Here is a 24203-nt window from a genome sequence, read left to right on the forward strand (position 1 = left end):
AGTGTTTGATGAATATTTGCAAAAGAAGTCCCCCACCCCTTTGTTGCGAGTGGAAATGATATTTTTGTATTGCTGAAAAATACATTTTTCATTTATGTATTTTTGTAATCATAAATAGTTTCATTTTTTAACATATAAAGATTTTCTTTTGTTAGAGACAAAACAAAATACTTTTTTTGTACAACAATTAGAATCAGTTAGGAATAACCAAGAACAAACAAAAACAAAAATTTTATAAGCAACTAACTTTTTTCCCCCTCTAAAGCCTTTGAATATATAAAGTATTTAAACAAAACCAAAAAAAACCCTCCCTCAACCCTCCCCCTCCCCAACAAAGTTCCACTCGCAACAAAGGGGTGGGGGCGTTTTTGCACACGCAAACTCATCAAACGAGATTCTTCTATCCAAACAACAGGTTATCAAATTATCTCCACTCGAAACGTACCAATATCTTTGATTTTCACTCCACTCGCAGTAGTGGTACATTATCAGGAAAAAAAACATAATAACTTTGCAAGGATGGAATCACGATGGATAGCGAACCCTACAAATCTACCGGTCTCTTTAAAAAATATATCAATCCTAACAAAATTTTTCAAAATCGCGAGGTTTTAAGGCATAGTTACAGCCCAAAAGAACTCCCGCATCGTATGGATCAGATCGATTCCATCGCAGAGATCCTCGCTCCGGCACTTCAGGGAGCAACTCCTTCGAACATTCTCATTTACGGAAAAACCGGAACCGGCAAAACTGCAACGGTCAAGTTTGTCGGCACCGAACTCGAAAACGAAAGCTCGGAGTTCTCTCCATGCAGACTTGTCCATCTCAACTGCGAGACCATCGATACCCAGTACCGCGTCCTTGCCCAGATCGCAAACCATGTCAGCGGTCATGATCTGAAAGCAAGCGACAAAATCAAAAACACCATCCCGGCAACCGGATGGCACACCGATCAGGTGTACTCGGAACTCAAGAACGTTCTGGAACAGGCAGGCGGTCTCCAGATCATCGTTCTGGACGAAATCGACAAGCTGGTCAAAAAAAGCGGAGATGACACACTCTATAATTTAACGCGCATCAACAGTGACCTCTTTTCGTCACGCGTCTGTATTATAGGCATCTCGAACGATCTGACATTCAAGGACTTTCTCGATCCGCGTGTCTTATCTTCCCTCTCAGAGGAAGAGCTTGTTTTCCCGCCGTACAACGCGGATCAGCTCAGGGACATCCTTCATCAGCGGGCCGAGATGGCCTTTTTCCCGGACGTCGTTTCCGATGAAGTGATCGGTCTTTGTGCCGCACGTGCAGCTCAGGAACACGGCGACGCACGCAGAGCGCTCGATCTCTTACGCGTCTCCGGCGAACTTGCCGAACGCGAAGGCGCCGAGCACGTCATGGTAAAGCATGTCAACAGCGCTCAGGAAAATATCGAAACCGATACGATGAGCGAATGCGTAAAAACCCTTCCCTCACAGAGTAAGATCGTTCTCTGCTCCATGCTCCTCATGGCCGCTTCCGGCCAGAAAGTGTTCACAAGCGGCTCGGTCATCAACGTATACCGCGAAGTTGCGGCCGAACTCGACACCGAAGCGCTGAGCCACCGCCGCGTTTCCGATCTCATCAACGAACTCAACATGCTTGGAATCATCACGACCCGTGTCGTTTCCCATGGAAGGCACGGCCGGACGACAGAAATTTATTTTAAGAGTCCGACCAATGACATACGTACTGTGATCATGAATGATTCACGGTTTCAGGAATGCGGTATTCTGCATCCTCTGTTGAAAAGTCATGAAAAAGGTGATTAAATATGGATCAAAAAGACACCATAATCCTAAAGGAACTCCAGAAAAACAGCAGGATCCCTGTAAGTGATCTTGCTGTCATGCTGGAAGTGACCGAGAGCGATGTGACTAAAAGGATCACCAGCCTCTACCAGGCAGGTATCCTCCGCCGGTGTACGGCAGTCATCGACTACTCGGCAATGGGTGTCGATGAGGTCTCCGTTATTCTCTCACTGAAAGTCACCCCGGAAAAAGGTCTGGGGTATGATGGTATTGCCGAGAAACTTTCCCGCTTCCCGCAGGTCGAGAGTATCAGACTCCTTACGGGCAGCTATGATTTCCAGGTCACCATTACCGGACAGTCCATGGCAGAGATCTCCCGGTTCGTCGCCGAGCAGATCGCATCGATCGACGGCATCAGGGAAACGATGACCCAGATCGTTATGCGGACGTATAAGGAACAGGGTGTAGAGATGGCCCGTCCGGGAAGCCGCGACAGACAGCTTATTACGTTCTAAGGCCGGGATCATCATGCGTAATTTTGTATCAAAGGTAGCTGCCGAGATCCCTCCCTCGGGCATCAGAAAGTTCTTCGATCTCGTCCTCACGATGGATAACGATAAGGTTATCAGTCTGGGCGTCGGGGAACCGGATTTCGATACCCCCTGGAACGTTTCCAAAGCTGCCATCACATCCATCGAGAAAGGGCTGACGATGTACACGTCGAACCGTGGTCTGCCCGATCTCTGTTCCGCTTTGTCCAAGGATCTGGAGCAGCGGTATCATACCCCGTACTCTCCAAGCGAGATCATCGTGACGACCGGCGTATCGGAAGGTTTCGATGTTGCCGTTCGAACCGTCGTGAATCCCGGCGATGAAGTGATCGTTGTTGATCCTTGTTTTGTTTCCTACAAATCCGAAGTGCTTATGGCAGGCGGAAAACCCGTCTCCCTTCCCTGCGATGCGAAGGATCAGTTCAAGGTCACGCCCGACGCACTGATGGAAAAGATCACGCCGAACAGCAAAACGCTGATCATCAACTTCCCGAACAATCCGACCGGGGGTGTCATGGGCAAAGACGATCTGAAAGCTATCGCCGATATCATCATCGATCACGATCTTCTGCTGATCTCGGATGAGGTCTACTCGGAACTGACCTACGAAGGTTCCCATGTCTCGGCGGCGTCGATCGACGGCCTTTGGGACCGGACGATCACGCTGAACGGTTTTTCCAAGGCATATGCGATGACCGGATGGCGGCTTGGATATCTGTGTGCGCCAAAGGAGATCTGCGATGCCGCACTCAAGATCCACCAGTATGTGATGATGTCGGCCCCGACCTCGTCCCAGTTTGCTGCGATCGAGGCACTTAAGAACGCCGAGGAGGCAAAGAACCAGATGGTTGCCGAGTACCGGATCAGAAGAAACCTGTTCGTTAAGGGTCTCAACGATGTCGGTCTGCCCTGCCATCTTCCCAAGGGAGCGTTTTATGCGTTCCCGTCGATCGAAGGCACCGGTCTTTCCGACGAGGAGTTTGCCGAGCGTCTCTTAACCGAGCAGCAGGTGGCTGTCGTTCCGGGCAGTGCATTCGGCGAAAGCGGCGTTGGTCATATCCGTACCTGTTATGCGGTGGATCGTGCAAAACTCACCGAGGCCGTGCGCAGAATCGGGGTATTTGTCGAGTCACTTTCGTGAACTATAATAACCCCTTCATTTCGAGTGGAAAGTTAATTTAACCTGAACCATTTTTTTATGGATAAGCGCGAGATTGTTACCCGGTTTGCTGATGCCGGATTTTTGGTGAATCATCAGGTTGTGAATTATATCAGCGAATGCGGCGGAACCGGGGTCATTGAAGGGATCATCGCCTCCCTTCCCAAAGGAGTGACGGTCGTTACTCCAAAGGAGGTGCCTGCGATGATCCCTCTTCGGACCGACAAACTCAATGTAGGGGTCAGCAGGACGCCCGAGATCCTTTTCGGGCGGGCGGGGAGTTCGGTCCCCCTCCCGGATCCGGAATCCTCTTACACGATGTTTCGCGACCGGTATGATTCTCTTGCCGCTATGATGCGGGGCCGAGTCAGTCCGATCCCGATCGAAGCTCTTGTCAGGACAGGCAACCGGTTTACGGATCAGCAGATCGGTCTTGTGGGTATGGTGAGTTCGATCTCGACAAGTGCCAAAGGTCATCGGATCGTTGAGGTCGAGGATTCGACCGGCTGTATCAAAGTGCTTTTCAATAGAAACCGTGATGGATTCGCCGAGGCCGAGGCTATCATCCCTGATGAGGTCATCGGCGTGAAAGGTCAGCTCGCCCGCGACAGTATGGGAAAGACCCAGATGGTTTTTTCCGACATGCTGTTTCGGCCGGATATCCCGCTGACGAATGTCCCTTCTCCCTCGAAAGAACAGGGCAAGGCCGTGTTTATTTCAGATATCCATGTGGGCAGCAATACGTTTTTGCCTGATGCATGGGAGAAGTTTTCAGAATGGATGCAGACACGCGAAGATATCGGGTATCTCCTTATCGCCGGGGATGTGGTGGACGGGATTGGTATCTATCCTGATCAGGACAAGGAGCTGGATATCAAAACTATTTATGAACAGTACGATCATGTCGGTGATCTTATGGCCGCCCTGCCGGATTGGCTGAAAATCGTCATCTCTCCCGGCAACCACGATGCCGTCCGGGGAGCCGAACCCCAGCCGGCTCTTCCCGAAGAGTTTCGCGGAAATTTCCCATCTAACGTTACCTTCGTTGAAAATCCTGCCCTCGTCAACATCCAGTCGGTCAACGTACTTATGTACCATGGAAGAAGCATCGATGATCTGATCAAGTTCATTCCGGGAGCCTCCTATACGAAAGTCGGCGAGATCATGGAGGCCATGCTCAAACGCAGGCATCTTGGTCCGATCTACGGTCAGAGGACACCTCTTCTCTCCACGGATAAAGACGCCCTCGTCATTCGCGACGTGCCGGACATCATCCATACCGGGCACGTTCACATAAGCGATGTCATTTCATACCGGGGGGTCCTCGGGATAAATGCCGGGACCTGGCAGTCTCAGACCTCCTTCCAGAAACAGATGAATATAACCCCGACCCCGGCCGAGGCGGTTGTCGTGGATCTTGCGACGCTAAGCTATGAAAAACTCTGTTTTCTTTAACTGATTTTCCCTCTCTCTTTCTTCGTTCCGGCAAGGGATTAGTATTATTAGCTCCTCCACCCATTAATATAAGGAGAAACCATCCCAATTTTATGGAGGTTTTCTATACCTATGGATTTGATCTATCTCGCTCCAATATGTGCCGTTTTAGGCCTTCTCTTTGCCCTTTATTCCTTCTCTATCGTGAAGAAAGAGGGATCGGGCGATGAGAAGATGCAGAAGATCGCTGCAGCCATTCACCTTGGCGCAATGGTCTTTCTGAATCGTCAGTATCGTGCAATCGGAGCTTTTGTCGTCGTTATTGCAGTCATTCTCGCTATCCTCATTTCCCCGTGGGCAGCCCTTTGTTACGTCATTGGTGCAGCTCTTTCGGCAACTGCAGGATATATCGGAATGCACAGCGCAACAAAAGCAAACGTAAGAACAACCAATGCAGCAAAACGCGGAATCGCGGACGCTGTGAAAGTCTCCTTTGCAAGCGGCTCGGTCATGGGTATGTCCGTGGTCGGTCTCGGTCTTCTTGGTCTGTCCATCGTGTTCATTCTCCTTGTAATGATCAACGGCGGATTCGGCAGTGTCGACAATGTTAACATCGTAGTTTCCATTCTTGCCTCCTTTGGTTTTGGTGCCTCGTCAGTGGCTCTCTTCGCCCGTGTCGGCGGCGGTATCTTTACCAAAGCTGCCGATGTCGGTGCTGACCTTGTCGGCAAAGTCGAAGCAGGCATTCCCGAAGACGACCCGAGAAACCCGGCAGTCATTGCCGACAATGTTGGTGACAATGTCGGTGATGTTGCTGGTATGGGTGCCGACCTTTTCGAATCCTACGTCGGTTCGATCATCGCATCCATGGCGCTTGGTGTTGCAGGTGCAGCATTTGCATCTGAACTCTTCGGCGAAACTATCGCAGCATTAAACCTTATTCTCCTCCCGATGCTCATCGCAGCATTCGGTATCATTGCAGCAGCCGTTGGAACGCTCTTCGTTCGCACAAAGAAGAATGAGAGTTCCGCAATCCACAAAGCATTCAATACCGGTCTTGTTGTTGCAATCATCATCTCCATCATCTCGACATACTGTGTAACGAGTATCCTTTTATACGGTCAGATCGGTATGGGATTCATGTTTGCAGCCCCGCTTGGTATGGGAATCTGGTTTGCAACCATCGCAGGTCTTGTTGCAGGTTTCCTGATCGGTCTGATCACGGAGTACTACACTTCGTTCGACTACAAGCCGACCTTAGGCATCGCAAAATCCTGTCAGACTGGTGCAGCCACTGATATCATCAGCGGATTTGCAAAAGGTATGGAGTCGACCATCTGGCCGGTTCTTATCATCGCAGTCGCCATCTACATTGCATACCAGTTTGCCGGCATGTACGGTATCGGTATTGCAGCAGTAGGTATGCTGTCCACCCTTGGTATCTCCCTTGCAGTTGATGCATACGGCCCGGTCGCGGACAACGCAGGCGGTATCGCCGAGATGTCCCACCAGGATCACTCAGTCCGTGATATCACCGATACGCTTGATGCAGTCGGAAACACGACCGCAGCAATCGGTAAAGGATTTGCAATCGGTTCGGCCGCTCTTACCGGTCTCGCACTGTTCAGCGCCTACGCTCTTGCAGTCGGCATCGATGCAATCGATATCCTGAACACGAAAGTCTTCATCGGTATTCTTATCGGCGGTATGCTTCCGTTCCTCTTCTCTGCTCTTACCATGACAGCAGTCGGTGATGCAGCACAGAAGATCGTCGTTGAAGTCCGCCGTCAGTTCAAAGAGATCAAAGGCCTGATGGAAGGTACCGCAGAGCCGGACTACACGTCCGCTGTCTCGATCGCTACCAAAGCAGCTATCAAAAAGATGATCCTTCCGGGTCTTCTCGCAATCGTTGCACCTCTTGCAGTTGGTTTCATCCTCGGTCCGCTGGCTCTCGGCGGTCTCTTAGTCGGATCCCTTGTTTGCGGTTTCCTCCTTGCAGTCACTATGGCAAATGCCGGTGGAGCATGGGACAACGCAAAGAAGTATATCGAACTCGGTAACTTCGGCGGAAAAGGCTCTAACGCTCACAAAGCAGCTGTTGTTGGTGACACTGTCGGTGACCCGTTCAAAGACACGTCCGGACCTTCGATCAACATTCTGATCAAACTTATGGCAATGATCTCACTGGTATTCGTACCGGTCCTTCTCCTGCTGTAAGCTTCATCAAAAAAATTCTTTTTTTTAAATCGCTTGAAATCTGAAAGTAGGATGAGCAGCAGGATTTTTTAAAAATAAAAAATGAATTTTTTTCACTCGTGAATCATCACGAGCAGCATTTTAAATCTGGACAGAGGGTGAACTGCATGCGGGATTTTTGCCGGCATGATCAGCATATCCCCTTCTTTGACCAAATGCGGTACACCGCCGATGGGAATCTCGGCCTCTCCCTCGAGAACAATAACGAGGGCATCATACGGAGCTGAATGTTCGGAAAGTCCTTCGCCTTTTTCAAAGGCAAATGCCGTAACCGTACCGGCTTTTTTATTGATAACCATCCGGGATACGACCGACCCCTCCTGATAATCGGTGAGATCCTTCAACGGCAGAGGATTTCCAATCAGATCTTTGTTCTCTTTCATGATTTCTTATCGGTGTCTCAATCATATAAACTCTCCAATCAAGACAATTTGGAATTGTATTTTTTCGGAAAATTTGAAATACCGAATATTACTATAGTTTTATAGTAATCCGGCAGACAATGCGGGATGTGATCTTATGGATACAAAATACAGCTGTTATTGCGGTCTTTACTGCGAAAACTGCGCAGTAAGAGCGAAAATTACGCCTGCTGCCAAAGTTTTGTACAACGAAATGAAATCAGCCGGGTTTGAGGAAATCATCCATATGATTCCCGGAGGCGACGGTTTCTGGCCGTTTTTGAAAGACATGGCTGAGAATGGAACCTGCACTTCATGCCGCGAAGGCAGCGGAAACCCCGGCTGTGCGATCCGGATTTGTGCAAAAGAGAAAGGGATAGAGATGTGTGCGGTATGTGAAAATTATCCGTGCGTGCATTTCACCGAATTCTTGAAAGGATGCCCTATCGTAAAACACGACAATGAACTGTATCGTGAAAAGGGCGTGGAGGCATGGGGGAAGCTTCAGGATGAACGCATGGCCGACGGCTTTGTGTACAAAGGTGAAAAATAGAGAAAAAGAAATCCCAAGAGCCTTGGGGATATCGATCCTCAGTACGCTCTTCTCTTTTTGAATCTGGGGTGGGGGATAAACCCGTAACGTCTGTCCTTAACGATAGTCATACTCCGATCAGCCGGGCCTGGTGGATACTCTTCGTTCCCGGCCTTGGCAGTTCGAATATCACTCCGCTTTTTGAAGTGGGTTTGCATCATGATAATTTCTTATCCGAGGTCTTCCGTCTTAAACGTATTTTTCGAAGACATTTAGAACCAGCGCATCATCACAACGGCGTCTTCCCCGTCCTTGTAATACTCTCCAAATAAAATGACATCCTCATACCCGATTTTTTTGTAAAATTCCTTCGCAGAATTATTACTTACCCGAACCTCAAGGCTGCAGCCAGAGCACCCCTCCAGAAAAAAATCCCGTTCCAGTTTACGGAGCAGAAGTCTGCCTATGCCAAATCCCCGCATATCCGGAGAGACAGCAATATTACAGATATGGCCGTATTTTTCCTGATCGGTCTCTTCAATTGCCCCTGCTGAAAATCCGACTATCCTCCCTTCCGCTTCTGCTACATAAAACGAGGTCAGAAAAACCGTCATCATCTCAAGCATTGCTTTATAGTCCCAGGGATCGGGAAAGCATAGGAGTTCAATCCGGTATATATCCGGTATATCTTCGATCGTTGCTTTTCTGATCAGACAGCCGGCGGCAGTCCCGCCCACTCCTCTAAAGGTTACCATTTGCTATTTTTACTATTGGGCGCTAACCAATATAGCATAATGGTTAGTGTATATCCCTTCACCGGTCTTCGCCCCGCTCCGGATGCATACCGCAGCGTGCCGTCCGTTCCATACGATGTCATCAGCGCCGAAGAGGCTGCTGCTGAAATAGAAAAAAATGAACGTTCTCTTCTCCGTGTCATTCGTCCCGACGCGGAAATGATGGATATCGACCCGCATGACGACCGTGTGTATGCGAGGGCCGCAGAAATGTTTGAAAAGATGAAGGCAGAGGGACTTTTCGAGGAAGATGATACCCCCTCATTCTACATCTATCAGATAACGCTTGGCGGCGAACTGTTCACCGGGCTCGTCTCCTGTGTCTCGGTAGAGGAATACAACAATGATACGATAAAAAAACACGAGCTAACACGCTACGACAAAGAAGAGGACAGGACCCGTCATATCGATGCGGTGTCCGCCCACACGGGTCAGGTCTTTTTACTCTATAAGGACTCGGGCCTCATCCATGAAACCCTGGTCAGCATCGCCGCTGCCCATACGCCCGACGGCGAATATATTTCTGCCGGAGGCAATCTCCATCAGATCTTCCGGGTGGCGGATCCCGCTGACGTTGAAAAGATCACCGGCCTTTTTGCAGGAATTGCCAACCTCTACATCGCCGACGGTCATCACCGGGCGAAGTCCTCGGCCAACGTTCTGGAAAGAAGAGCTTCCGAGGGCCGTGCAACTCCCGATGCGGAAAAGTTCATGAGTGTTCTCTTTGCGCACGACTCGGTCCGGATCTACGGATATCACCGTCTCGTCAGGGATCTCGCCGGCATGAATGCCGATCAGTTCTTAGGCGATCTCGCTCTCAGATTTACCGTGACGCCGTTAAAGAAAGTTGACACATCCAAAAATATGATTCCCGTCAAGAACGACGGATCTATGCATATCATCCACCTCTATCTTGAAAGCCAATGGTATGAACTGACCCGCCCGGTTGATCCCGCGGCCGATGCCATTTCAAGGCTCGATGTTTCGGTTCTGCAGGAGCTTGTTCTGGACGATATGCTTGCGATCTTCGATCCCCGCGGCGATCCGCGTATCTCCTTTGTTGGCGGCATCGCTCCTCTTGCTGATGTCATCAGAGATGTCGACAACGGTGAATACTCGGCAGCATTCATTATGCAGCCGGTCACTGCCCAGCAGGTGATCGATGTAGCCGATGCGGGACTCATCATGCCCCCGAAATCGACCTGGTTCGAGCCGAAACTGCTCTCAGGCATGGTCATCCACGAGATCCGCTGATGTTCAGCGGGTCTGAAAAATAGATAATGGGCAGGAACTTCTGCCCTCCCGCTCTGCTTTCGATTCGAAGTAGATCGGTTCAGTTCTCTTTCTTCATCACCGGGACCTGAATCTCGGTGAGCCAGTCATCTTCGGTTTTCTGGTTCCAGATCCCGTCGATGTAACTCTCTCTCGGATTATCCGTGACCGTATATCCATTCTCTTCGATCCATTTGAATATGAATGCGTATGCTTCACGGAGAGTACTGTACGGTCCTTTGTGCATTACGGATACTGCGGTGATGGCCGGCATCTTTTTGAATTTGATGTCGCCGACTTCCTTGCCGAATTTATCAACCGCTTCGCAATACTCGACATTAATGTCTTTTTCCCGGTATTCTCCATCGAGATATATGACAAAGCAGTATCCGGGAACCGTGCATTTGATATCCGGGTTTGCTGCGGCACATTCAGCACCGATTGCCGGGATCTCGGTAAAGTAGGCATCGTAGTTTGGGATCGTCATTTTTTTCGAGTAGACGATACACTCGGGAATTTCTTTGATGGTTGCCTGATAATTCATAAAATACTCCTCCTCTTTTCCTTGTAGAATGAAATCGATTCGGGAGAGCTGGTCGGTTTTTTCCCGAAGTTCCGTCTCGAGTCCCTCTCTTCTTTTTTCCAGAATTTCTGCGGCATCCTCTCCGGAGATTATTTTTTTAATCTCGTCCAGAGATAGGCCTGCCTGCTGAAGAGACTGGATGTAGTGGAGTTTGACAAGCTGACCGGTTGTGTAGTAACGGTAGCGTGCAAGATCGACCTTTTCCGGTTCAAGGATGCCGATCTCGTCATAATACCGCAGAGTCTTAACGGTGGTCTTGCTCATCTTCGAAAACTCGCCGATCCGAAACATTATTTCTCCCCCAACATACGTTTTATTTGTCTGATAAATTCTGTATCTACTCTCCGGCAACAGGAGAGTTGCAAGCCTTATACGTTGTTTTTTCCAAAAAGGACAATCAAGCGCTTTCACGCATACCCTGGCGGGTGTTCGTCCTCATTTCTCTCTTCATCTTTGCCTTTGTAGAACTTTTCATAAAATGCGGTGAAGTTCTTTTCGCATTTGGTGATGAGTCCTTCGTCCACATTTTCCTTTGGGATATTTTTTGCGAGTTCGGCAGAAAGTATCTCGACCAGTTGGAAGACGGAGTCAGGCGTCATCGTGATTTTGGTTTCCGTTCCGTTGTAGAGCACGAGTTCAAGGCTGAGTATCCAAAGCGGCGTGTCGCCTTCCCGCTTATAGGTGTTGACATCGATCATGTGCCAGTCTTCATCCATCGTGCCGGCAGAGAGTGTGTATGCCTGCTGGACACGGTTCCCATAGAGGGATGTTAGATGCTGGATGATCCAGACGGCACTTTTTTGTTTTTCTTCTTTGATCGCATGCAGCAAATCATCGAAAAATGCCGCTGAGTTGACATGACAGGCCGTCATGAGGACCATTGTCGCATTTGCCCCAAGGAGCATCGACATGGCATTGACGAGTTTCGGGAAGGTTTTCCGGTCGATCGGGTCGACAAGATGGTATTCGAAGACCTCTCGGATGGGTTCAAGGATGGTGGGATTCGCCTCAAGAATTTCTGCAAGCGATCCAAGATCCGTCAAAAACTGCTCGGGAACCGGTTTGTGTGTATCGGCCGGCTGTTCGTTGGACTGAGCGGTCGTCTCTTCTGCCGGGAGATCAGTCTCCGGGATTTTTACCGGTTTTGGTTCAGGTGTTTTATCCTTTTTGGATTTTACCGTTCTTTTTTTCGGCGCAGGTGCGGAGGTATCGCTCATGATAAAGAGGTACATCCTTGAGAGATGAAAAGATGTTCGTTTGGGGTTTGCCCTAGGGAAAAATTTTCCTCAAAAAAAGTGTACCCGAGAGGATGGGTACATGTCGTAATCCATTATACACTGTTTAGATGTAGGGGTTACGGAGTGGTTTGAGAGCTGCGTGCTCCTTGTGGGCTCTGTGCTCAAGGTACTTCTGGTTTTTGGTGATCTTCTCGGTTGCAAGCTTCTCGACGAGTTCAAGACCCGGCTTGACGCCGTCCATTGACTCGGCAATGATCCAGCCTGCTTCGACTGCCTTGTTGAAGGCTGCCTCACCGGCTGCGGAGCGGACGAAGACGGTTGACCATCCGTCCGGAGTTCCAACGGAACCGGTTGAGATATCTGCCATGTTTGCGACATAGTCGAGACAGACGTGGCATCCGGGCTGCTCATACTTGTGAGTAACCTTTAAGGGGATCTGCGAGTTTACACCGCGCTCGGTGTAGACGGAGAATTTGCCCTTTCCGATGTCCATCTTGGTGACATTGTCGATCTTGGTTGCACAGTGGTCTTCGACCATCTGGAAGAGTCCCTGGTAGGGGAAGTTTTCCATACAGAAGATACCGAGTGCAAGAGCGATCTTGTCGGGGACGTCACGCAGACCGATTGGGTAGAGCTGTGCTTTGCGCACTGCCTGGATCTGGCATGGGGTTCCGACGATACCGATCTTGTCAAGACCATAGCTGCGGGTTGCCTCTTTGATCAGTGCAAGGTTCGGTGAGACTGAGTATTTGGTTCCACGGCTTGCGAAGAGTTCTTCGACCGTTGTGGCGATCATCGGTTCAGGCTTGTACGGCTCTGCTCCTGGTCCTGCGACGATTGCTCCGTCAATAATGCCTGTCTCAAGTGCGTAGGCAAACATTGCTGTGACGATTCCTCCGTCCTGGGACTTTGCGAGAATGTCTTCACAGCCGGCTTTGGCTTTGTAGACTGCCTTGTATTGTCCAAGATATTCCATTTTTTTCGCCTCCAGGACCCTCAGGGTTTCATAACCTCTCCAATGAGGTTAGTGATTGCTTCATACTGTCCACAGACGTCGAAGCTGAAGAAGCTTCTCGGGCACTGTGCGTAGCATGCTCCACATTTGATACAGAGGTCGCGCTCAATCTGCGGTCTGCCGTACTGGATCGTGACTGCACGGACCGGGCAGGCTGCTGCGCAGCTGCCGCATCCGCAGCAGAGACCCTGGTTGATGACTTCGGTCATCAGGTCGCAGCCGCATGCTTCGGTTCCTGCTGCTGCAAGGTTCATGAGAGGGGTAAGGTATGCGGTTGCAAGTGCCTTCTGCTCGTCGTTTCCTTTGAGTAACAGGTATGCCATAAGACAGACGTTTCTGATCTGCTGCGGTGTCGGTGCACATGCCGGGATGTACACATCGACCTTGATCAGGTCGCCGATTGGCAGGAAACCCTCATGCTGGGGTTGGTTCTGCTGTCCGCCGCGGCAGAAACGGGTAGTGTTTCCGTAGCAGGCACAGCCTCCGAGAGCTACAACAATTGCTGCATTCTCACGGGTTTCTAAAATCTCTTCCATTGAGCACTCGTCGTTGATACAGACGGAACCCTCGACTAATGCGACATCCATTTTTGGGATGTGGCGCACATCGGCGAGAGTCAGACAGTAGACGAGGTCAGCGTATTTGTCGAGGATTGTAAGTAATCCTTCGTAGTTATCTGCAAGGGACACGAGACATCCGGTACAACCGCTCATGTGTACGTGTCCTACAGTAATCTTGTCAGCCACTGGCTTCTCCTCCTTTGGTTTTGTAATAATTGGCTTTTGTTCGACCATTATGTCAGCTGGTGTTGCACCAGGCTTTGCGTCCTGTTTTCCCTCGCTGACAGCCTCATTACCGAACAGTAAGCCTTTGAGTTTATCTAATAATCCCATTTTTCAGCTCTCTAATTCCTGTAAGATGACAGTTACAGTTTTGGGAACAGCTCCTTGGACTTCCGGACTTAATTCGAGGGCAAAGTCCTCTGAATCCGGAGCAGGAATATACCCGGGCTGGCACCCGATAATAACAATATCCATTTTTCCTTTCAGTCTGCCGATCGGATCGAGCAGATTTCCGGAATGGGCATCCATGTAACGTTCTCCTCTGCCTTCAGGAAGAAGATCGGCGGGGATTTTCGTGACGTCTCCGGGTTTTCCCCCGAAGTCCATTGCATCCACAATGATCAGTTTTTTTGTGACTTCTGGATCCAGCATCGAAAAGATGAGGTGAGGGCCGCCAAGGCCTACATCCATTGCTTTTACATTGTCGGGAAGTTCGTAGTCAGCTAAAGCTCTGATCACAACGGGACCAAATCCGTCGTCGCCAAAGAGTTCGTTACCGACACCGGCGATTATTATTTCTGGAAACAGTCCATCCATGGTATATACTTACTCAAGGAGCTTCTGTGCAACGAGCTTGTTGTTTTCATCCAGCACAATCATGTGGGTTGCGCAGGAAACACAGGGGTCGTATGCACGGACGATAACTTCTGCAAGTTCCCAGGGTGCGCCGGTAAGTGCACGGCTGCAGACCGGGAAGTTCCAGGTGGTCGGGACAAGCATGGAGAACCATTCGACTTTGCCGTTGCGTACCTTTGCAAGGTGCACATCACAGCCACGCGGTGCTTCGTTTGCTGCCCATCCGATTTCGCCGTCACCCTGAGGGATAACATCTGCACAAACTGAGGCGCTGGTGTCAATTGCATCAACTGCCTCAATCATCTTGTACATACAGTCCATATACTCCATCGCACGGGCAATGTTTAATCCCATTGCACCTTTGCGGTTGTAGTTCTGGTATTTTACAAGACGTGCACGGGGACCAACCTCAACAGGCTGTCCGTCGTACAGAGGTACGCCGGTGCATGCCTGCATCTGCGGCCAAGCTTTCGTGCCTGCTTTGGTGGTTCCGCCGACCGGGTATGTAGGGTCTTCGAGAGTGATCTCTTCTTCGCCCATATACCAGTCCCATGGTCTGACTTCAAGCCAGCGTGCAGGATCCCACTCGGGGTTCTCGTCAAGGGAAGAGCTGCCGTACATCGGAGCTGCTGCCATGTAGCCCTGGTTGTGGTAACCAAGTTCTTTTGGAATGGCAACTTCGCGGCCGCACATTTCTGCCCAGTCACGTTTCATGTAGTTCTCTTCCAGAGCAATCATGAACTCCATCTGTTCACGTGCAAGCTGGAGTCCCTGCTTTGCAAGATCGTAGATCTTAGCTTTTGCACGGGGAGTAATGTTTTTGTACATACCTCCAACACGGGGGTTGGACGGGTGTACTGCTTCGCCGCCGACGATCTCGCCGACGGTCTGACCGATCATACGAAGGGTCTGAATACGCTTTGCGACAGATCTCACCGGCTCTTCTGGGCTGAAGGGGTTGACCTTGATGTCGGTTCCTGGGAGATATAAGTCAGGCAGTGCAAGAATGTCGTGCAGTGCATGAGAGTGCAGTCTGTTACCGCACTGTAAAATCATACGCAGGAGGTATGCGTCGTCTGGGATCTCAACACCCATCGATGCTTCCATTGCCTCAGTTGCGGCAAGCGTGTGGGCAATCGGACAGATACCGCACACACGGGAAGCGATCTTTGGGACCTGCTCATAGGTTTTACCAATGGCAAGTTTCTCTACTCCACGAACCGGTGTGATAGAAAGCCAGTCTCCGCGCTCGATGATGCCTTCATCGTTTACCTTTAAAACGAGCTTGGAGTGACCTTCATGTCTGGTGGTCGGGGAAATTTCTACTACTTTCGACAATGTTTTCGCCTCATCCTAAATTATTTAGGTTTTCAAACAGCTATACAGGAATATTACCATTGTCCTTTTGGATTAATGACACGTACAGAAGTACGCTAATCTTAATTTTTCTTGCAGGGCTAATTAATGATTGCCTATTTTTTGGAAATTGAAATGCTAATTTTTTGATATATTTTGAAAAATATTATATTTTTATAAAATATTTTTATTAAGTTGTACTTAATTAAAAAAATTTAATACCATTTTGAAAAATCGGCTGATATGAGGTTTATTCCTCACTTACTGAGCATGCGCTCTCCCTGTGGTCAATGATAATGAAAAAGCAACTCTCTTTTTCTTACGTAGGTTCAGAGATGAAACGTTGTTATTCACACAAAAATCGAAAAAATTCAAATGAATGATAAGAAGCCCGAAATGGAGACTTCAGTTATCAAGCATCTTTGGAATCTGTCTCTGCACTTCTGCCATAACATTTTTCAAAGGCAGATTCAATTTTTGTGCAGCTTTTTTCATATCTTCAAACTCGGGTTTTGCTGAAATGATGCGTCCGCAATGTTTTGACACTTTCACCCGTACAGAAAACACTTCGCCGAAAATCATAAACTGATATGGCTTTCTGACACGGTCCGCCACGATCCTCGGCTCTTCTTTGACCCGCACGCCGAGCGTTCCTGTTTCCTCCATTAAAATCTCTACGAGATTCTGGTACTTTTCAAGACTCGTGATCACGGATAAAACAAATACCGGCCGGTGTTTTTTGCCGAACCCCTGCGTAACGAACACATCGACTGCCCCGGCAGCTAAAAGCTGCTCAACGGCATATCCGATGATCTCTCCGGAGACATCGTCAATGTTTGTCTCAAGAATGATGATCCTCTCCTCTGTTAGATCAGAGATCTCCCCCTCGACAACCAAAAGCCCGTACTCTTTTGCATATCCGGTTTTTACCGGTGTCATCGATGGGATCGACTGCCGAAATACTGCAAGATTTGCCAGAAGAGCCGCACCCGAAGGTGTGGTTCGTTCAAACCCGGCTGGACTTTCGACTACCGGCATTCGATGCCGGGCACAGATCTCCATCGTCTCCGGCCGGCAGTTTCCAAGAGCGGGAGGCACGGAATAAATCGGAGCTGACAGAAGATCCATCGCATCAAGTAATGCGAGAGGACACAAAACTTCCGTGACTGCCCGATTATGAGAAGATTTTTCCTCAACATATTTTTCGAATACGGATTCCAGATCCGAAATAATGACATGTGCTTTCTCCTCAGCTTTGCTCGACAAACCCAATTCGCCCATCACGAAATCGGGGTCCTGTCCCGTCCATCGCGACAAAACCTCAGCAGCGGTTTTTCTCACATCTTCGACATCGCCAAGATCAGAAAGAGCCGCCGTTAAGGAAGCTCCGCTGATTCCTCCGATTCTCGGATCAATGTATAACGTTCTCATTCTGGAAACGGCTCTTCCATCTTTGCATAGATCAGCTGGGAGAGTTTTGCAACTTCAGTTGCCTTTTCTTTTGCACCTGGAATCGACCGCGTGAGATATGCCCCGTCTTCAGCCTCTTTTGCCGCTGCTTTTGCCTCCAGACCGAAGAGACTGCCGACGGCCGCCGGGACCGTGACATTGATGATCGTGTGCCCGATGTACTGCAGTTCCTGCGCGAGGATTGCGCCGCACTGCAGGGCCATGCCCCAATCCGGATTATCTCTGTTTTTACCGTCCAGCGCAAAAGCGGGAACCTCTTTTCCGCTTAAATTCTCTACATGATATGGCTTTCCGTCGATTTTTATATCATAGGAAACATATGAATCAAAACCCCAGTAACGTTCGGTGAACTTATCCGTCCGTCTTCCATGGGGTTTGAGTTCCGTGAATTTCAGTTCAATAGCATGACCGGTGAATCCTGAAAGGATTGTCGATCCTCTCTTCTCGACGTATGCTTTGCGTTCTTCATCCAAGAGTTTTGCAGCATCGGCTAAAGATTTTCCACTGCTCATCATCTCGTAGGTCTTGTCTGCACGACGGTAGATTGCTCTGTCACGGACCCCTTCGGATGCTAAGATACACACATTCGTGATTTTTCCTCGTGACACCTGCTCGGCTTTCCGTGCGATGGTGTTCAAACTGCAAATGGCCAACTCCGGGTCGATGAATGAGTTCATCTTGTATTCCCTGATGACGTCCGCCGCCGCAAACACATCGCCTCCGTTCTGCATTAACAAGCGAAGAGCGGGAACAATATCTCCAATCACATGACCCAGAGGAGCATTGACCGGCCCTCCGGAAAATCCTGCGCCGATCATTGCCGCTTCTTCAAATCCGGCAAAGATCTCCGAAAATGCCATGGACCCGATAACAGAGGGTCCACCCACATCTTTGAGAATGAGACCAAAATCTCCTAAGAGTGTTGCCGTGTCATATTCCTCGTGCGTGCCGCGAATATGCAGTTTTTCCGGGAGCTTTGCCGCATCGCGGGCACCTTTTCCTGCCATATACGAGGAGTTAACAGCACCGAATTTGCCAAATTCCTCTCCGAGAATTGCGTCAGGATGTACGATTTCCATCGTCACCGCCGAACCGATCAATGCCGGCCAAAGGGCAAGCGGCGTGACGCCGGCTCCGGCCATCGCATTCAGCATTGCCTTTGTTCCAACCTGTGCGGCGTTGTAGGCAAGCTCTGGAATGTTGTAGTCTTCTCCAAGTGCAGAGTGACCATAGATCGTTCCGCCGGAGATGAATCCCGGAAGGAGCGAGCCGTCGACACTGGTGAGCTTTTTCTCTTCAAGAGCTTTGTAGATTGCCATGTAGGCGGGAAATGCCTGGATCCTGTGTGTGGATTTTCCGGTTACTAAGGCAATAGCGCTTGTTCTGGCGCCTCCCGCATGCATTCTTGCCATAGCACCAAGTTTTCTGTTTCCGAGAGGGACACCGGACCGTGCGGCCGACCCTGCAAAGTAAGCGAGCGCGGCAACGATCAACGCGGTATTTTCCGGAGCAGATCCGGCATTTGCCGCCGCTCTCACAGCTTTTTCTATGACGGTGTCCAGCGGGAGTTCACCAAGTGCTGCGTCCAGCACCGTCATTTTCTCCGCTGAATTTGGTTGCTTTCCCGAAAGCGAACCGAAAATGTCTTCTGCGATAGAGTTTGCAGCTGCATAGACGGGAATTACCAGAGCACCGTGGCCTTTTGTGGCAGCCTCCAGTTTATCGTTGGATAATGAGTCGGGTTGAAATGTTGCCGCCATGGATGCGGCGTAAATGATTTTTTGCTTCGTGTCGTTGGTCATGAAATTCCACCTCTGATTTTGTGAGAGTTAGATGTTCAAACCATATATACATTTCACAATAGGTCATAAGTAAATAAATTTATCTTTATTATTATGGTGAAAAGAGGTCATTTTCAGATACTTTATCTCTGCTGGTTATGAAAATAATTTCATTAAGTACAAAGACGGATGAACAGATTAAAAAAAAGTGATTATATGCTGAGCTCATCGCGAAGTTCGGCAAGGGTTGCCTTTCTCTCCGCGTAAGCGTCATGCTGATGGATGCTTTCCTCATTGGTCTGCCGGATCGTGATGTGGGTGTCCCCAGGAAGGTCACCAAATGTGGAGACCACTCTGCGTGCCATCTCGCGAACACAGTCTTCGACGAATCTGGCGTTCTTGTGGGCCGCCATCACGACATAGCTCTCATCGCCGCGCTTCAGGAGTTCGTAGATCTTTGCGCTCATCGATTCTTTGAGAACCGTTACGATCTTTTCGAGCGGGACGATGATATCGCCGTCCGTCTCAACACAGAGGAAGCCGCGTCCGCGCTGGTTGTGGCTTGCCATCGGGATCTCGTTGAAGAATGCCGAGATCTTATCCTCGGGAATCTCGAGTTGTTCCATCACATGCATCGCGTGATCCTTCATGATGTTTTGAGCGCACGGACATGCGGTGATACCGGTAACTTCAGCTCCGACACTTTTCCTGACCATCGGTTTGCCGTTCGTTCTCTGGGCTACCGCATGTGCGTAGACATTGATGACTTCCTGACATGACGTCTTCGAGACGGGTGTCTCCCGGTTCATCATGTAGAAACTTCTCATAAAAACTTCCGTGCGGTCAGCATATTCATGATGGTCGAGAAGTTTTCGTGAAACGATCCCGCACACATCCTCAATACCTTTGACATCACCGCTCGTTGCCTGCTGGAGCACCTCGTCGATCACTTCGAAGTTTCTGGAAAGATTTGCTCCTTTCAGACTGCTTGGAAGATCAACGAATACATCAAACTCTGATATAAAGATCGCCGGCCGGGTCTTTCCGGGTCTGCCGACCTCGACAAGTTTTCTGACATTTTTCACACCAACACGCGTTAGGCTGATTCTCACATCCGGGGCGGTGGACTGCACATCTGGTAATGACATTATATATCGTGTCCTTTTTTCGTTAGTATGCCGTTTTCGATTTAAGGCACGTCAACGTGTAACTATGTGTATGGGGATGAGGGTATATAATTTTATACGTATTCGGATTCCAAATACACCAGCATATATGATGCAAAAATACTCCGTGACTGATGAAGATATCGGATTTATTTCTGAAAAATGCGTCGCTGTGCTTGGATATGGCTCTCAGGGGCGTTCCCAGGCCAGAAATCTTCGTGACAGCGGGATCTCCGTCATCGTCGGGAACCGTCCAGGAAAAAGCTTTGATTTAGCCGTTTCCGACGGCTTTTCGGTCATGTCCGTCCGAGATGCGGTCATGCGCTCCGATATTCTTGCGGTTTTTTTCCCGGATGAATCCGCTGCGGATATTTATCTAAAAGATATCGCTCCGTTTTTAAAAGAGGGCCAGTGTCTGGTTTTTGCTCACGGGTTCAATATTCATTACGGCTTTATAGTTCCGCCGAAATTCACGGATGTCGTTCTGGTCGCCCCAAAAGGGGTCGGTCCGATGGTTCGAAAACTTTACGAGGACGGGTCGGGTGTTCCCTCCCTCATTGCAGTTCATCAGGATCATACGGGGCGCGCATTAAATCTGGCCCTCGGGTTTGCGGCAGGTATCGGCTCTTCACGCTCAGCAGTTCTCGCCTCCACATTCAGAGATGAAACGGAGACGGATCTCTTTGGAGAACAGGCAGTCATCTGCGGCGGTCTTCCGGCATTGATTTTTGCGGCGTATGATACTCTTGTGAAAGCCGGCTATCCTCCGGAACTTGCCTTTTCCGAGTGCGCTCATGAAGTGAAGCTGGTTGTCGATCTAATATACGAAGGCGGATTTTCAAAGATGCACGACTTCGTTTCAAAAACCGCAGGCTACGGGGGGATCACCCGGGGCGCCCGGGTCATTGGTGACGATTCAAGAAAACAGATGACCACGATCTTAAATGAGATTCAGAGCGGGGAGTTTGCGAAAGAATGGATGGCTGAGAAACGTGCCGGGAGTAAAAAATATGCAGGTCTTGTTGATCAGGTGAAAAATAGCGATATCGAGACGACCGGTGCGGAATTTCGGGGACTGCTTACCTAGATCAATTTCCTGAGCACAGTTTTCGAACGGTTTTTCCTTCAAGACGGAGCCTGCCGGATTTGAGAAGACTGCTGACTTCCTTTTCGATCTCTTCTCTCTCCCTTCCGTTCGCCGCACCGAACAACGGATGCGTGTTCAGCTGAAGTTTTACCGTCTTTGCCCGTTCGAGACCGAGAAGGAACGAGATGAACTCGGGCGTCGTTAGAATCCCGTCCACATCCTGCACTCCTGTAAGGATCATCTTCGTGAGACTGCCCGCCGGCTTGCTCTGCTTTATTTTTTTGTCCCCGCAGGTATCGCAGTTCCCGCAGGGCTGTATTTCTTCGTCGAAGTAGGAAAGGAGCAGCTGTCTTCGGCACGATTTGGCCGTGCAGTAGGCATACATCTGGTCCAGCTTCTCCCGGGCGATCTCGGATTTTTTCTTATCGGTGAACTCACGTTCGAGCATATTTTCTATCTTGCGCCGGTCGCCGCCCGAATAGAACAGCAGGCACTCCCCGGCTTTTCCGTCTCTCCCTGCCCGTCCCGTCTCCTGATAGTAGGACTCGATGTCTTTTGGCATATGGGCATGGATCACATATCTGACGTCAGGTTTATCGATCCCCATCCCGAACGCCACCGTTGCACAGATCACCCTGATTGAGTTATTGAGAAATCCTTCCTGCACCCGGCTCCGTTCCGGGGTCGGCAGGCCGGCATGATACGGATTTGCCATGATATGCACCTTTCGAAGGCGCTCCGCCAGTTCTTCGGTACTCGCCCGCGAGAAGCAGTAGATGATCCCCGGATCATCTTTGTGGGCGGTGACGTAACTGATAATTTTCTGCATCCGTACCTGGGCATTCGGCTCAGCAAATACCGAGTACCGGAGATTTCTCCGGTCGAAACTTCCGATGAATTCAGCGGGATCGTTCAGTCTCAGTTCGTTTACGATATCTTCGCGTACCCGAAGAGTAGCCGTGGCGGTAAAAGCGGCGATCGGAACACCCGGGAACTTGTCCCTCAGATGTTTGATCTCCCGATATTCGGGCCTGAACTGATGACCCCACATCGAGATGCAGTGTGCCTCGTCTACGGCAAAAAGCGCCACCTTGCAGCCGGAAAGCGTCGCAAAAAATGCCGGAGTCACTGCCCGTTCCGGCGAGACGTACAGGATCCTGACTTTTCCGTCACGCATATCCTGCTCGACTCTTCGTCGTTCGTCGTAGGTTTGCAGACTGTTTAAGGTCTCGACCGTCACCCCCTGATTCGAAAGCGAGTCCACTTGATCTTTCATTAGAGCAATCAGGGGAGAGATGACGATCGTCATCCCGTCAAGCATCAGGGCCGGGAGCTGGTAACAGAGGGATTTTCCCCCGCCGGTCGCCATCACTGCGAGAACGTCCCTCCCGCTGACGATCTTTTCGATGATCTCCTGCTGGTTAGGACGGAACGTCTGGTGGTGGAAGTATTTTTCCAGTGTCTGCTGTATCCCTTTCGTCATGAATTTTTTGGGGTGCCCTTTCCTTAACTTTGGCACCGGCGGGGTATTCACTTTTCCTTTAGACACCGTTCGCTGCCGGACCAGGATTATTCGAGCAGGTACTCGGAAAAGTCGGAAACCAGGGCCCTGTCAAGTTCCTGTTCGTTCCCGACGTTTGTCTCCGTAAACAGAAAAGCAAACAATCCCATTTCAGGAGCCTCGATTTTTCGGATGTCCAGGACATGTTCAAACTCATCGTAGAGTCTGCTGTAGTCGAATCGGCCGCTGTCTATCTCTTTTCCACTCTTGTCGACCAGGATCATACTGTAAATTTTACCGGATTTTCTGGCGAGAATTTCAGCAAAATCCGGCTTGATCTGATTCAGATAGCAGTCGACCGTGTTTATGCCGTAAGCATAATATGCAATATCGGTTGAACAGGAGCCGGCGAACCGCAAAGGATTGAATTCGATTGGGATGACGTCGTCTTCTGTTACTCTGACTTCGATATGCATCGGAAAATCGGTTATGTTCAGTTGAGTATTGATCCGTTCGAGAAAGCGGGTAAACGGCTCAAGATACTGCCCGATGATTTCTGCTGACGTATAGTAGATACGGTCTCTTACATCGGACTCAGAGGCAAACCGATGGGTAAAGATGTTGAGTATGACGGGTTTTCCTTCTGTGTCGTAATACGCGTCGATCGCATACTCCGTACCCCTGATGTACTGCTCGAGAAGGAAGGTTGACCCGATCACGGTTTCCGGGAAATCGGCCGCCCATTTTTGGATATTTTTCTCGATGTCTAAGACCGCGTTTTTCAGATCTTCCTCATTGAAAAGCGCATAGACGCCGACGCTGAAAAATCCGACGGAAGGTTTCAGAATGACCGGATATGGAATGTGCGTATGATCGCCGTTTCGCAGTTCGTCCAGCGTTACCTCTTTGAAAAACAAATTCGGGTAGAGGCTGGATACGGTTTTACGAAACAGCGCCTTGTCTTTGAGGATGCCGATCTTACGGACAAGTTCGCTTGCAGGCAGGTTTACATAAATCCAGTCAAGGGCGTTTTCCGATACGGTGTAGATCCGTTCGCCGTCATGATATCTTTCTACAGCCTCGTGGCTCTCTATGAAATGCAGGGCATTTCCTCTGCTGTTGGAGACTGCGTATTCGTTTTTTAGTACGGGAACTTTGTTTGCTGCGAGATATTCTAGCAGAAAGTCGGAAACATATGGTTTTTCCAAAATTATCATAGAATCACCCTCGATAAATTATTTGAATTTATACGAATTTGCTGTAAAGCAGACTACTACATGTAGTATTGCTAGTTGAGCCGGTAAATATTTACTTATACAATATCCGGCAATATTCCTGTTTTTGCGGCCTTGTCCCTCTATTTGTGGACAAAAATGGTATATGCGATAACGAGTAAGAGTAA

Annotated in this window: 21 protein-coding genes; 8 read left to right on the top strand and 13 right to left on the bottom strand. The window is 49.5% G+C overall.

Annotated elements, in window-relative coordinates; genetic code table 11:
- Nucleotides 1-530: 530 nt before the first annotated feature.
- The 5 genes from MLAB_RS00005 (at nt 531) to MLAB_RS00025 (ending at nt 7148) form a co-directional block, all read left to right on the top strand.
- Entirely contained in the window at nt 531-1808 is a 1278-nt protein-coding gene (locus MLAB_RS00005; RefSeq protein WP_011832380.1) for an ORC1-type DNA replication protein, read from the top strand.
- A 2-nt stretch (nt 1809-1810) separates the two neighbouring features.
- Nucleotides 1811-2302 carry an Lrp/AsnC family transcriptional regulator gene (locus MLAB_RS00010; protein ID WP_011832381.1) on the top strand — a complete coding sequence of 164 codons (492 nt, stop codon included), beginning with the start codon at nt 1811-1813 and terminating at the stop codon, nt 2300-2302.
- A gap of 13 nt (nt 2303-2315) precedes the next feature.
- Entirely contained in the window at nt 2316-3479 is a 1164-nt protein-coding gene (locus MLAB_RS00015; RefSeq protein WP_011832382.1) for an aminotransferase class I/II-fold pyridoxal phosphate-dependent enzyme, read from the top strand.
- A gap of 57 nt (nt 3480-3536) precedes the next feature.
- Nucleotides 3537-4952 (top strand): DNA-directed DNA polymerase II small subunit, encoded by a 1416-nt coding sequence (locus MLAB_RS00020; protein WP_011832383.1) that lies wholly within the window; start codon nt 3537-3539, stop codon nt 4950-4952.
- A gap of 111 nt (nt 4953-5063) precedes the next feature.
- Complete coding sequence (locus MLAB_RS00025; protein WP_011832384.1) at nt 5064-7148, top strand: sodium-translocating pyrophosphatase; 2085 nt, start codon at nt 5064-5066, stop codon at nt 7146-7148.
- Between the two features lie 92 nt (nt 7149-7240).
- On the opposite strand, the gene MLAB_RS00030 is transcribed toward MLAB_RS00025, so the two are convergent.
- The gene (locus MLAB_RS00030; RefSeq protein ID WP_011832385.1) at nt 7241-7570 is read right to left on the bottom strand and encodes a cupin domain-containing protein; all 330 of its coding nucleotides are present in this window, start codon (nt 7568-7570) and stop codon (nt 7241-7243) included.
- Nucleotides 7571-7706: 136 nt separating this feature from the next.
- Here MLAB_RS00030 and MLAB_RS00035 point away from each other — a divergent pair, with 136 nt between their 5' ends.
- Nucleotides 7707-8141: a DUF3795 domain-containing protein gene (locus tag MLAB_RS00035; protein ID WP_011832386.1), complete on the top strand. Its 435-nt coding sequence runs from the start codon at nt 7707-7709 to the stop codon at nt 8139-8141.
- Nucleotides 8142-8392: 251 nt separating this feature from the next.
- On the opposite strand, the gene rimI is transcribed toward MLAB_RS00035, so the two are convergent.
- A complete protein-coding gene (gene rimI, locus MLAB_RS00040; protein ID WP_011832387.1) occupies nt 8393-8875 on the bottom strand; it encodes a ribosomal protein S18-alanine N-acetyltransferase in 483 nt (160 codons plus the stop codon).
- Between the two features lie 39 nt (nt 8876-8914).
- Here rimI and MLAB_RS00045 point away from each other — a divergent pair, with 39 nt between their 5' ends.
- Nucleotides 8915-10168, top strand: a complete 1254-nt coding sequence (locus MLAB_RS00045) for a DUF1015 domain-containing protein (protein WP_011832388.1) — start codon at nt 8915-8917, stop codon at nt 10166-10168.
- Between the two features lie 79 nt (nt 10169-10247).
- Here MLAB_RS00045 and MLAB_RS00050 read toward each other — a convergent pair whose 3' ends face one another.
- The 9 genes from MLAB_RS00050 to mptA form a co-directional block, all read right to left on the bottom strand.
- On the bottom strand, nt 10248-11060 hold the full coding sequence (locus MLAB_RS00050; RefSeq protein WP_011832389.1) for a MerR family transcriptional regulator: 813 nt from the start codon (nt 11058-11060) through the stop codon (nt 10248-10250).
- A gap of 116 nt (nt 11061-11176) precedes the next feature.
- The gene (locus MLAB_RS00055) at nt 11177-11986 is read right to left on the bottom strand and encodes a hypothetical protein (RefSeq protein ID WP_048061924.1); all 810 of its coding nucleotides are present in this window, start codon (nt 11984-11986) and stop codon (nt 11177-11179) included.
- A 124-nt stretch (nt 11987-12110) separates the two neighbouring features.
- Nucleotides 12111-12983, bottom strand: coding sequence for a coenzyme F420 hydrogenase subunit beta (frhB, locus tag MLAB_RS00060; RefSeq protein WP_011832391.1), 873 nt, complete (start codon nt 12981-12983; stop codon nt 12111-12113).
- 20 nt (nt 12984-13003) lie between these two features.
- Nucleotides 13004-13768, bottom strand: a complete 765-nt coding sequence (frhG, locus tag MLAB_RS00065; protein WP_222702369.1) for a coenzyme F420 hydrogenase subunit gamma — start codon at nt 13766-13768, stop codon at nt 13004-13006.
- A gap of 150 nt (nt 13769-13918) precedes the next feature.
- Nucleotides 13919-14401 (bottom strand): coenzyme F420-reducing hydrogenase, FrhD protein, encoded by a 483-nt coding sequence (gene frhD / locus MLAB_RS00070; RefSeq protein ID WP_011832393.1) that lies wholly within the window; start codon nt 14399-14401, stop codon nt 13919-13921.
- Nucleotides 14402-14410: 9 nt separating this feature from the next.
- Nucleotides 14411-15778, bottom strand: coding sequence for a coenzyme F420 hydrogenase subunit alpha (gene frhA / locus MLAB_RS00075; RefSeq protein WP_011832394.1), 1368 nt, complete (start codon nt 15776-15778; stop codon nt 14411-14413).
- 423 nt (nt 15779-16201) lie between these two features.
- The gene (gene larC, locus MLAB_RS00080) at nt 16202-17227 is read right to left on the bottom strand and encodes a nickel insertion protein (RefSeq protein WP_011832395.1); all 1026 of its coding nucleotides are present in this window, start codon (nt 17225-17227) and stop codon (nt 16202-16204) included.
- Nucleotides 17224-19068 carry a hypothetical protein gene (locus tag MLAB_RS00085; RefSeq protein ID WP_011832396.1) on the bottom strand — a complete coding sequence of 615 codons (1845 nt, stop codon included), beginning with the start codon at nt 19066-19068 and terminating at the stop codon, nt 17224-17226. Before MLAB_RS00085 ends, larC begins: the two co-directional genes overlap by 4 nt.
- Before the next feature lie 191 nt (nt 19069-19259).
- On the bottom strand, nt 19260-20195 hold the full coding sequence (gene mptA, locus MLAB_RS00090) for a GTP cyclohydrolase MptA (RefSeq protein WP_011832397.1): 936 nt from the start codon (nt 20193-20195) through the stop codon (nt 19260-19262).
- Between the two features lie 127 nt (nt 20196-20322).
- Between mptA and ilvC the strand changes: the two genes are divergently transcribed.
- Nucleotides 20323-21300: a ketol-acid reductoisomerase gene (gene ilvC / locus MLAB_RS00095; protein ID WP_048061925.1), complete on the top strand. Its 978-nt coding sequence runs from the start codon at nt 20323-20325 to the stop codon at nt 21298-21300.
- A 1-nt stretch (nt 21301) separates the two neighbouring features.
- On the opposite strand, the gene MLAB_RS00100 is transcribed toward ilvC, so the two are convergent.
- Nucleotides 21302-22783 carry a RecQ family ATP-dependent DNA helicase gene (locus MLAB_RS00100; protein WP_011832399.1) on the bottom strand — a complete coding sequence of 494 codons (1482 nt, stop codon included), beginning with the start codon at nt 22781-22783 and terminating at the stop codon, nt 21302-21304.
- Nucleotides 22784-22869: 86 nt separating this feature from the next.
- Nucleotides 22870-24018: an ATP-grasp domain-containing protein gene (locus MLAB_RS00105; RefSeq protein WP_011832400.1), complete on the bottom strand. Its 1149-nt coding sequence runs from the start codon at nt 24016-24018 to the stop codon at nt 22870-22872.
- Nucleotides 24019-24203: the final 185 nt, after the last annotated feature.

This window comes from Methanocorpusculum labreanum Z (assembly GCF_000015765.1).
Lineage (GTDB): Archaea > Halobacteriota > Methanomicrobia > Methanomicrobiales > Methanocorpusculaceae > Methanocorpusculum > Methanocorpusculum labreanum.

What these genes read in the sequence shown, in the direction of transcription:
- MLAB_RS00005 (WP_011832380.1), top strand. Translation starts at nt 531, where the DNA reads ATGGATAGCGAACCCTACAAATCTACCGGTCTCTTTAAAAAATATATC.
- MLAB_RS00010 (WP_011832381.1), top strand. Translation starts at nt 1,811, where the DNA reads ATGGATCAAAAAGACACCATAATCCTAAAGGAACTCCAGAAAAACAGC.
- MLAB_RS00015 (WP_011832382.1), top strand. Translation starts at nt 2,316, where the DNA reads ATGCGTAATTTTGTATCAAAGGTAGCTGCCGAGATCCCTCCCTCGGGC.
- MLAB_RS00020 (WP_011832383.1), top strand. Translation starts at nt 3,537, where the DNA reads ATGGATAAGCGCGAGATTGTTACCCGGTTTGCTGATGCCGGATTTTTG.
- MLAB_RS00025 (WP_011832384.1), top strand. Translation starts at nt 5,064, where the DNA reads ATGGATTTGATCTATCTCGCTCCAATATGTGCCGTTTTAGGCCTTCTC.
- MLAB_RS00030 (WP_011832385.1), bottom strand. Translation starts at nt 7,570, where the DNA reads ATGAAAGAGAACAAAGATCTGATTGGAAATCCTCTGCCGTTGAAGGAT.
- MLAB_RS00035 (WP_011832386.1), top strand. Translation starts at nt 7,707, where the DNA reads ATGGATACAAAATACAGCTGTTATTGCGGTCTTTACTGCGAAAACTGC.
- rimI (WP_011832387.1), bottom strand. Translation starts at nt 8,875, where the DNA reads ATGGTAACCTTTAGAGGAGTGGGCGGGACTGCCGCCGGCTGTCTGATC.
- MLAB_RS00045 (WP_011832388.1), top strand. Translation starts at nt 8,915, where the DNA reads ATGGTTAGTGTATATCCCTTCACCGGTCTTCGCCCCGCTCCGGATGCA.
- MLAB_RS00050 (WP_011832389.1), bottom strand. Translation starts at nt 11,060, where the DNA reads ATGTTTCGGATCGGCGAGTTTTCGAAGATGAGCAAGACCACCGTTAAG.
- MLAB_RS00055 (WP_048061924.1), bottom strand. Translation starts at nt 11,986, where the DNA reads ATGAGCGATACCTCCGCACCTGCGCCGAAAAAAAGAACGGTAAAATCC.
- frhB (WP_011832391.1), bottom strand. Translation starts at nt 12,983, where the DNA reads ATGGAATATCTTGGACAATACAAGGCAGTCTACAAAGCCAAAGCCGGC.
- frhD (WP_011832393.1), bottom strand. Translation starts at nt 14,401, where the DNA reads ATGGATGGACTGTTTCCAGAAATAATAATCGCCGGTGTCGGTAACGAA.
- larC (WP_011832395.1), bottom strand. Translation starts at nt 17,227, where the DNA reads ATGAGAACGTTATACATTGATCCGAGAATCGGAGGAATCAGCGGAGCT.
- MLAB_RS00085 (WP_011832396.1), bottom strand. Translation starts at nt 19,068, where the DNA reads ATGACCAACGACACGAAGCAAAAAATCATTTACGCCGCATCCATGGCG.
- mptA (WP_011832397.1), bottom strand. Translation starts at nt 20,195, where the DNA reads ATGTCATTACCAGATGTGCAGTCCACCGCCCCGGATGTGAGAATCAGC.
- ilvC (WP_048061925.1), top strand. Translation starts at nt 20,323, where the DNA reads ATGATGCAAAAATACTCCGTGACTGATGAAGATATCGGATTTATTTCT.
- MLAB_RS00100 (WP_011832399.1), bottom strand. Translation starts at nt 22,783, where the DNA reads ATGACGAAAGGGATACAGCAGACACTGGAAAAATACTTCCACCACCAG.
- MLAB_RS00105 (WP_011832400.1), bottom strand. Translation starts at nt 24,018, where the DNA reads ATGATAATTTTGGAAAAACCATATGTTTCCGACTTTCTGCTAGAATAT.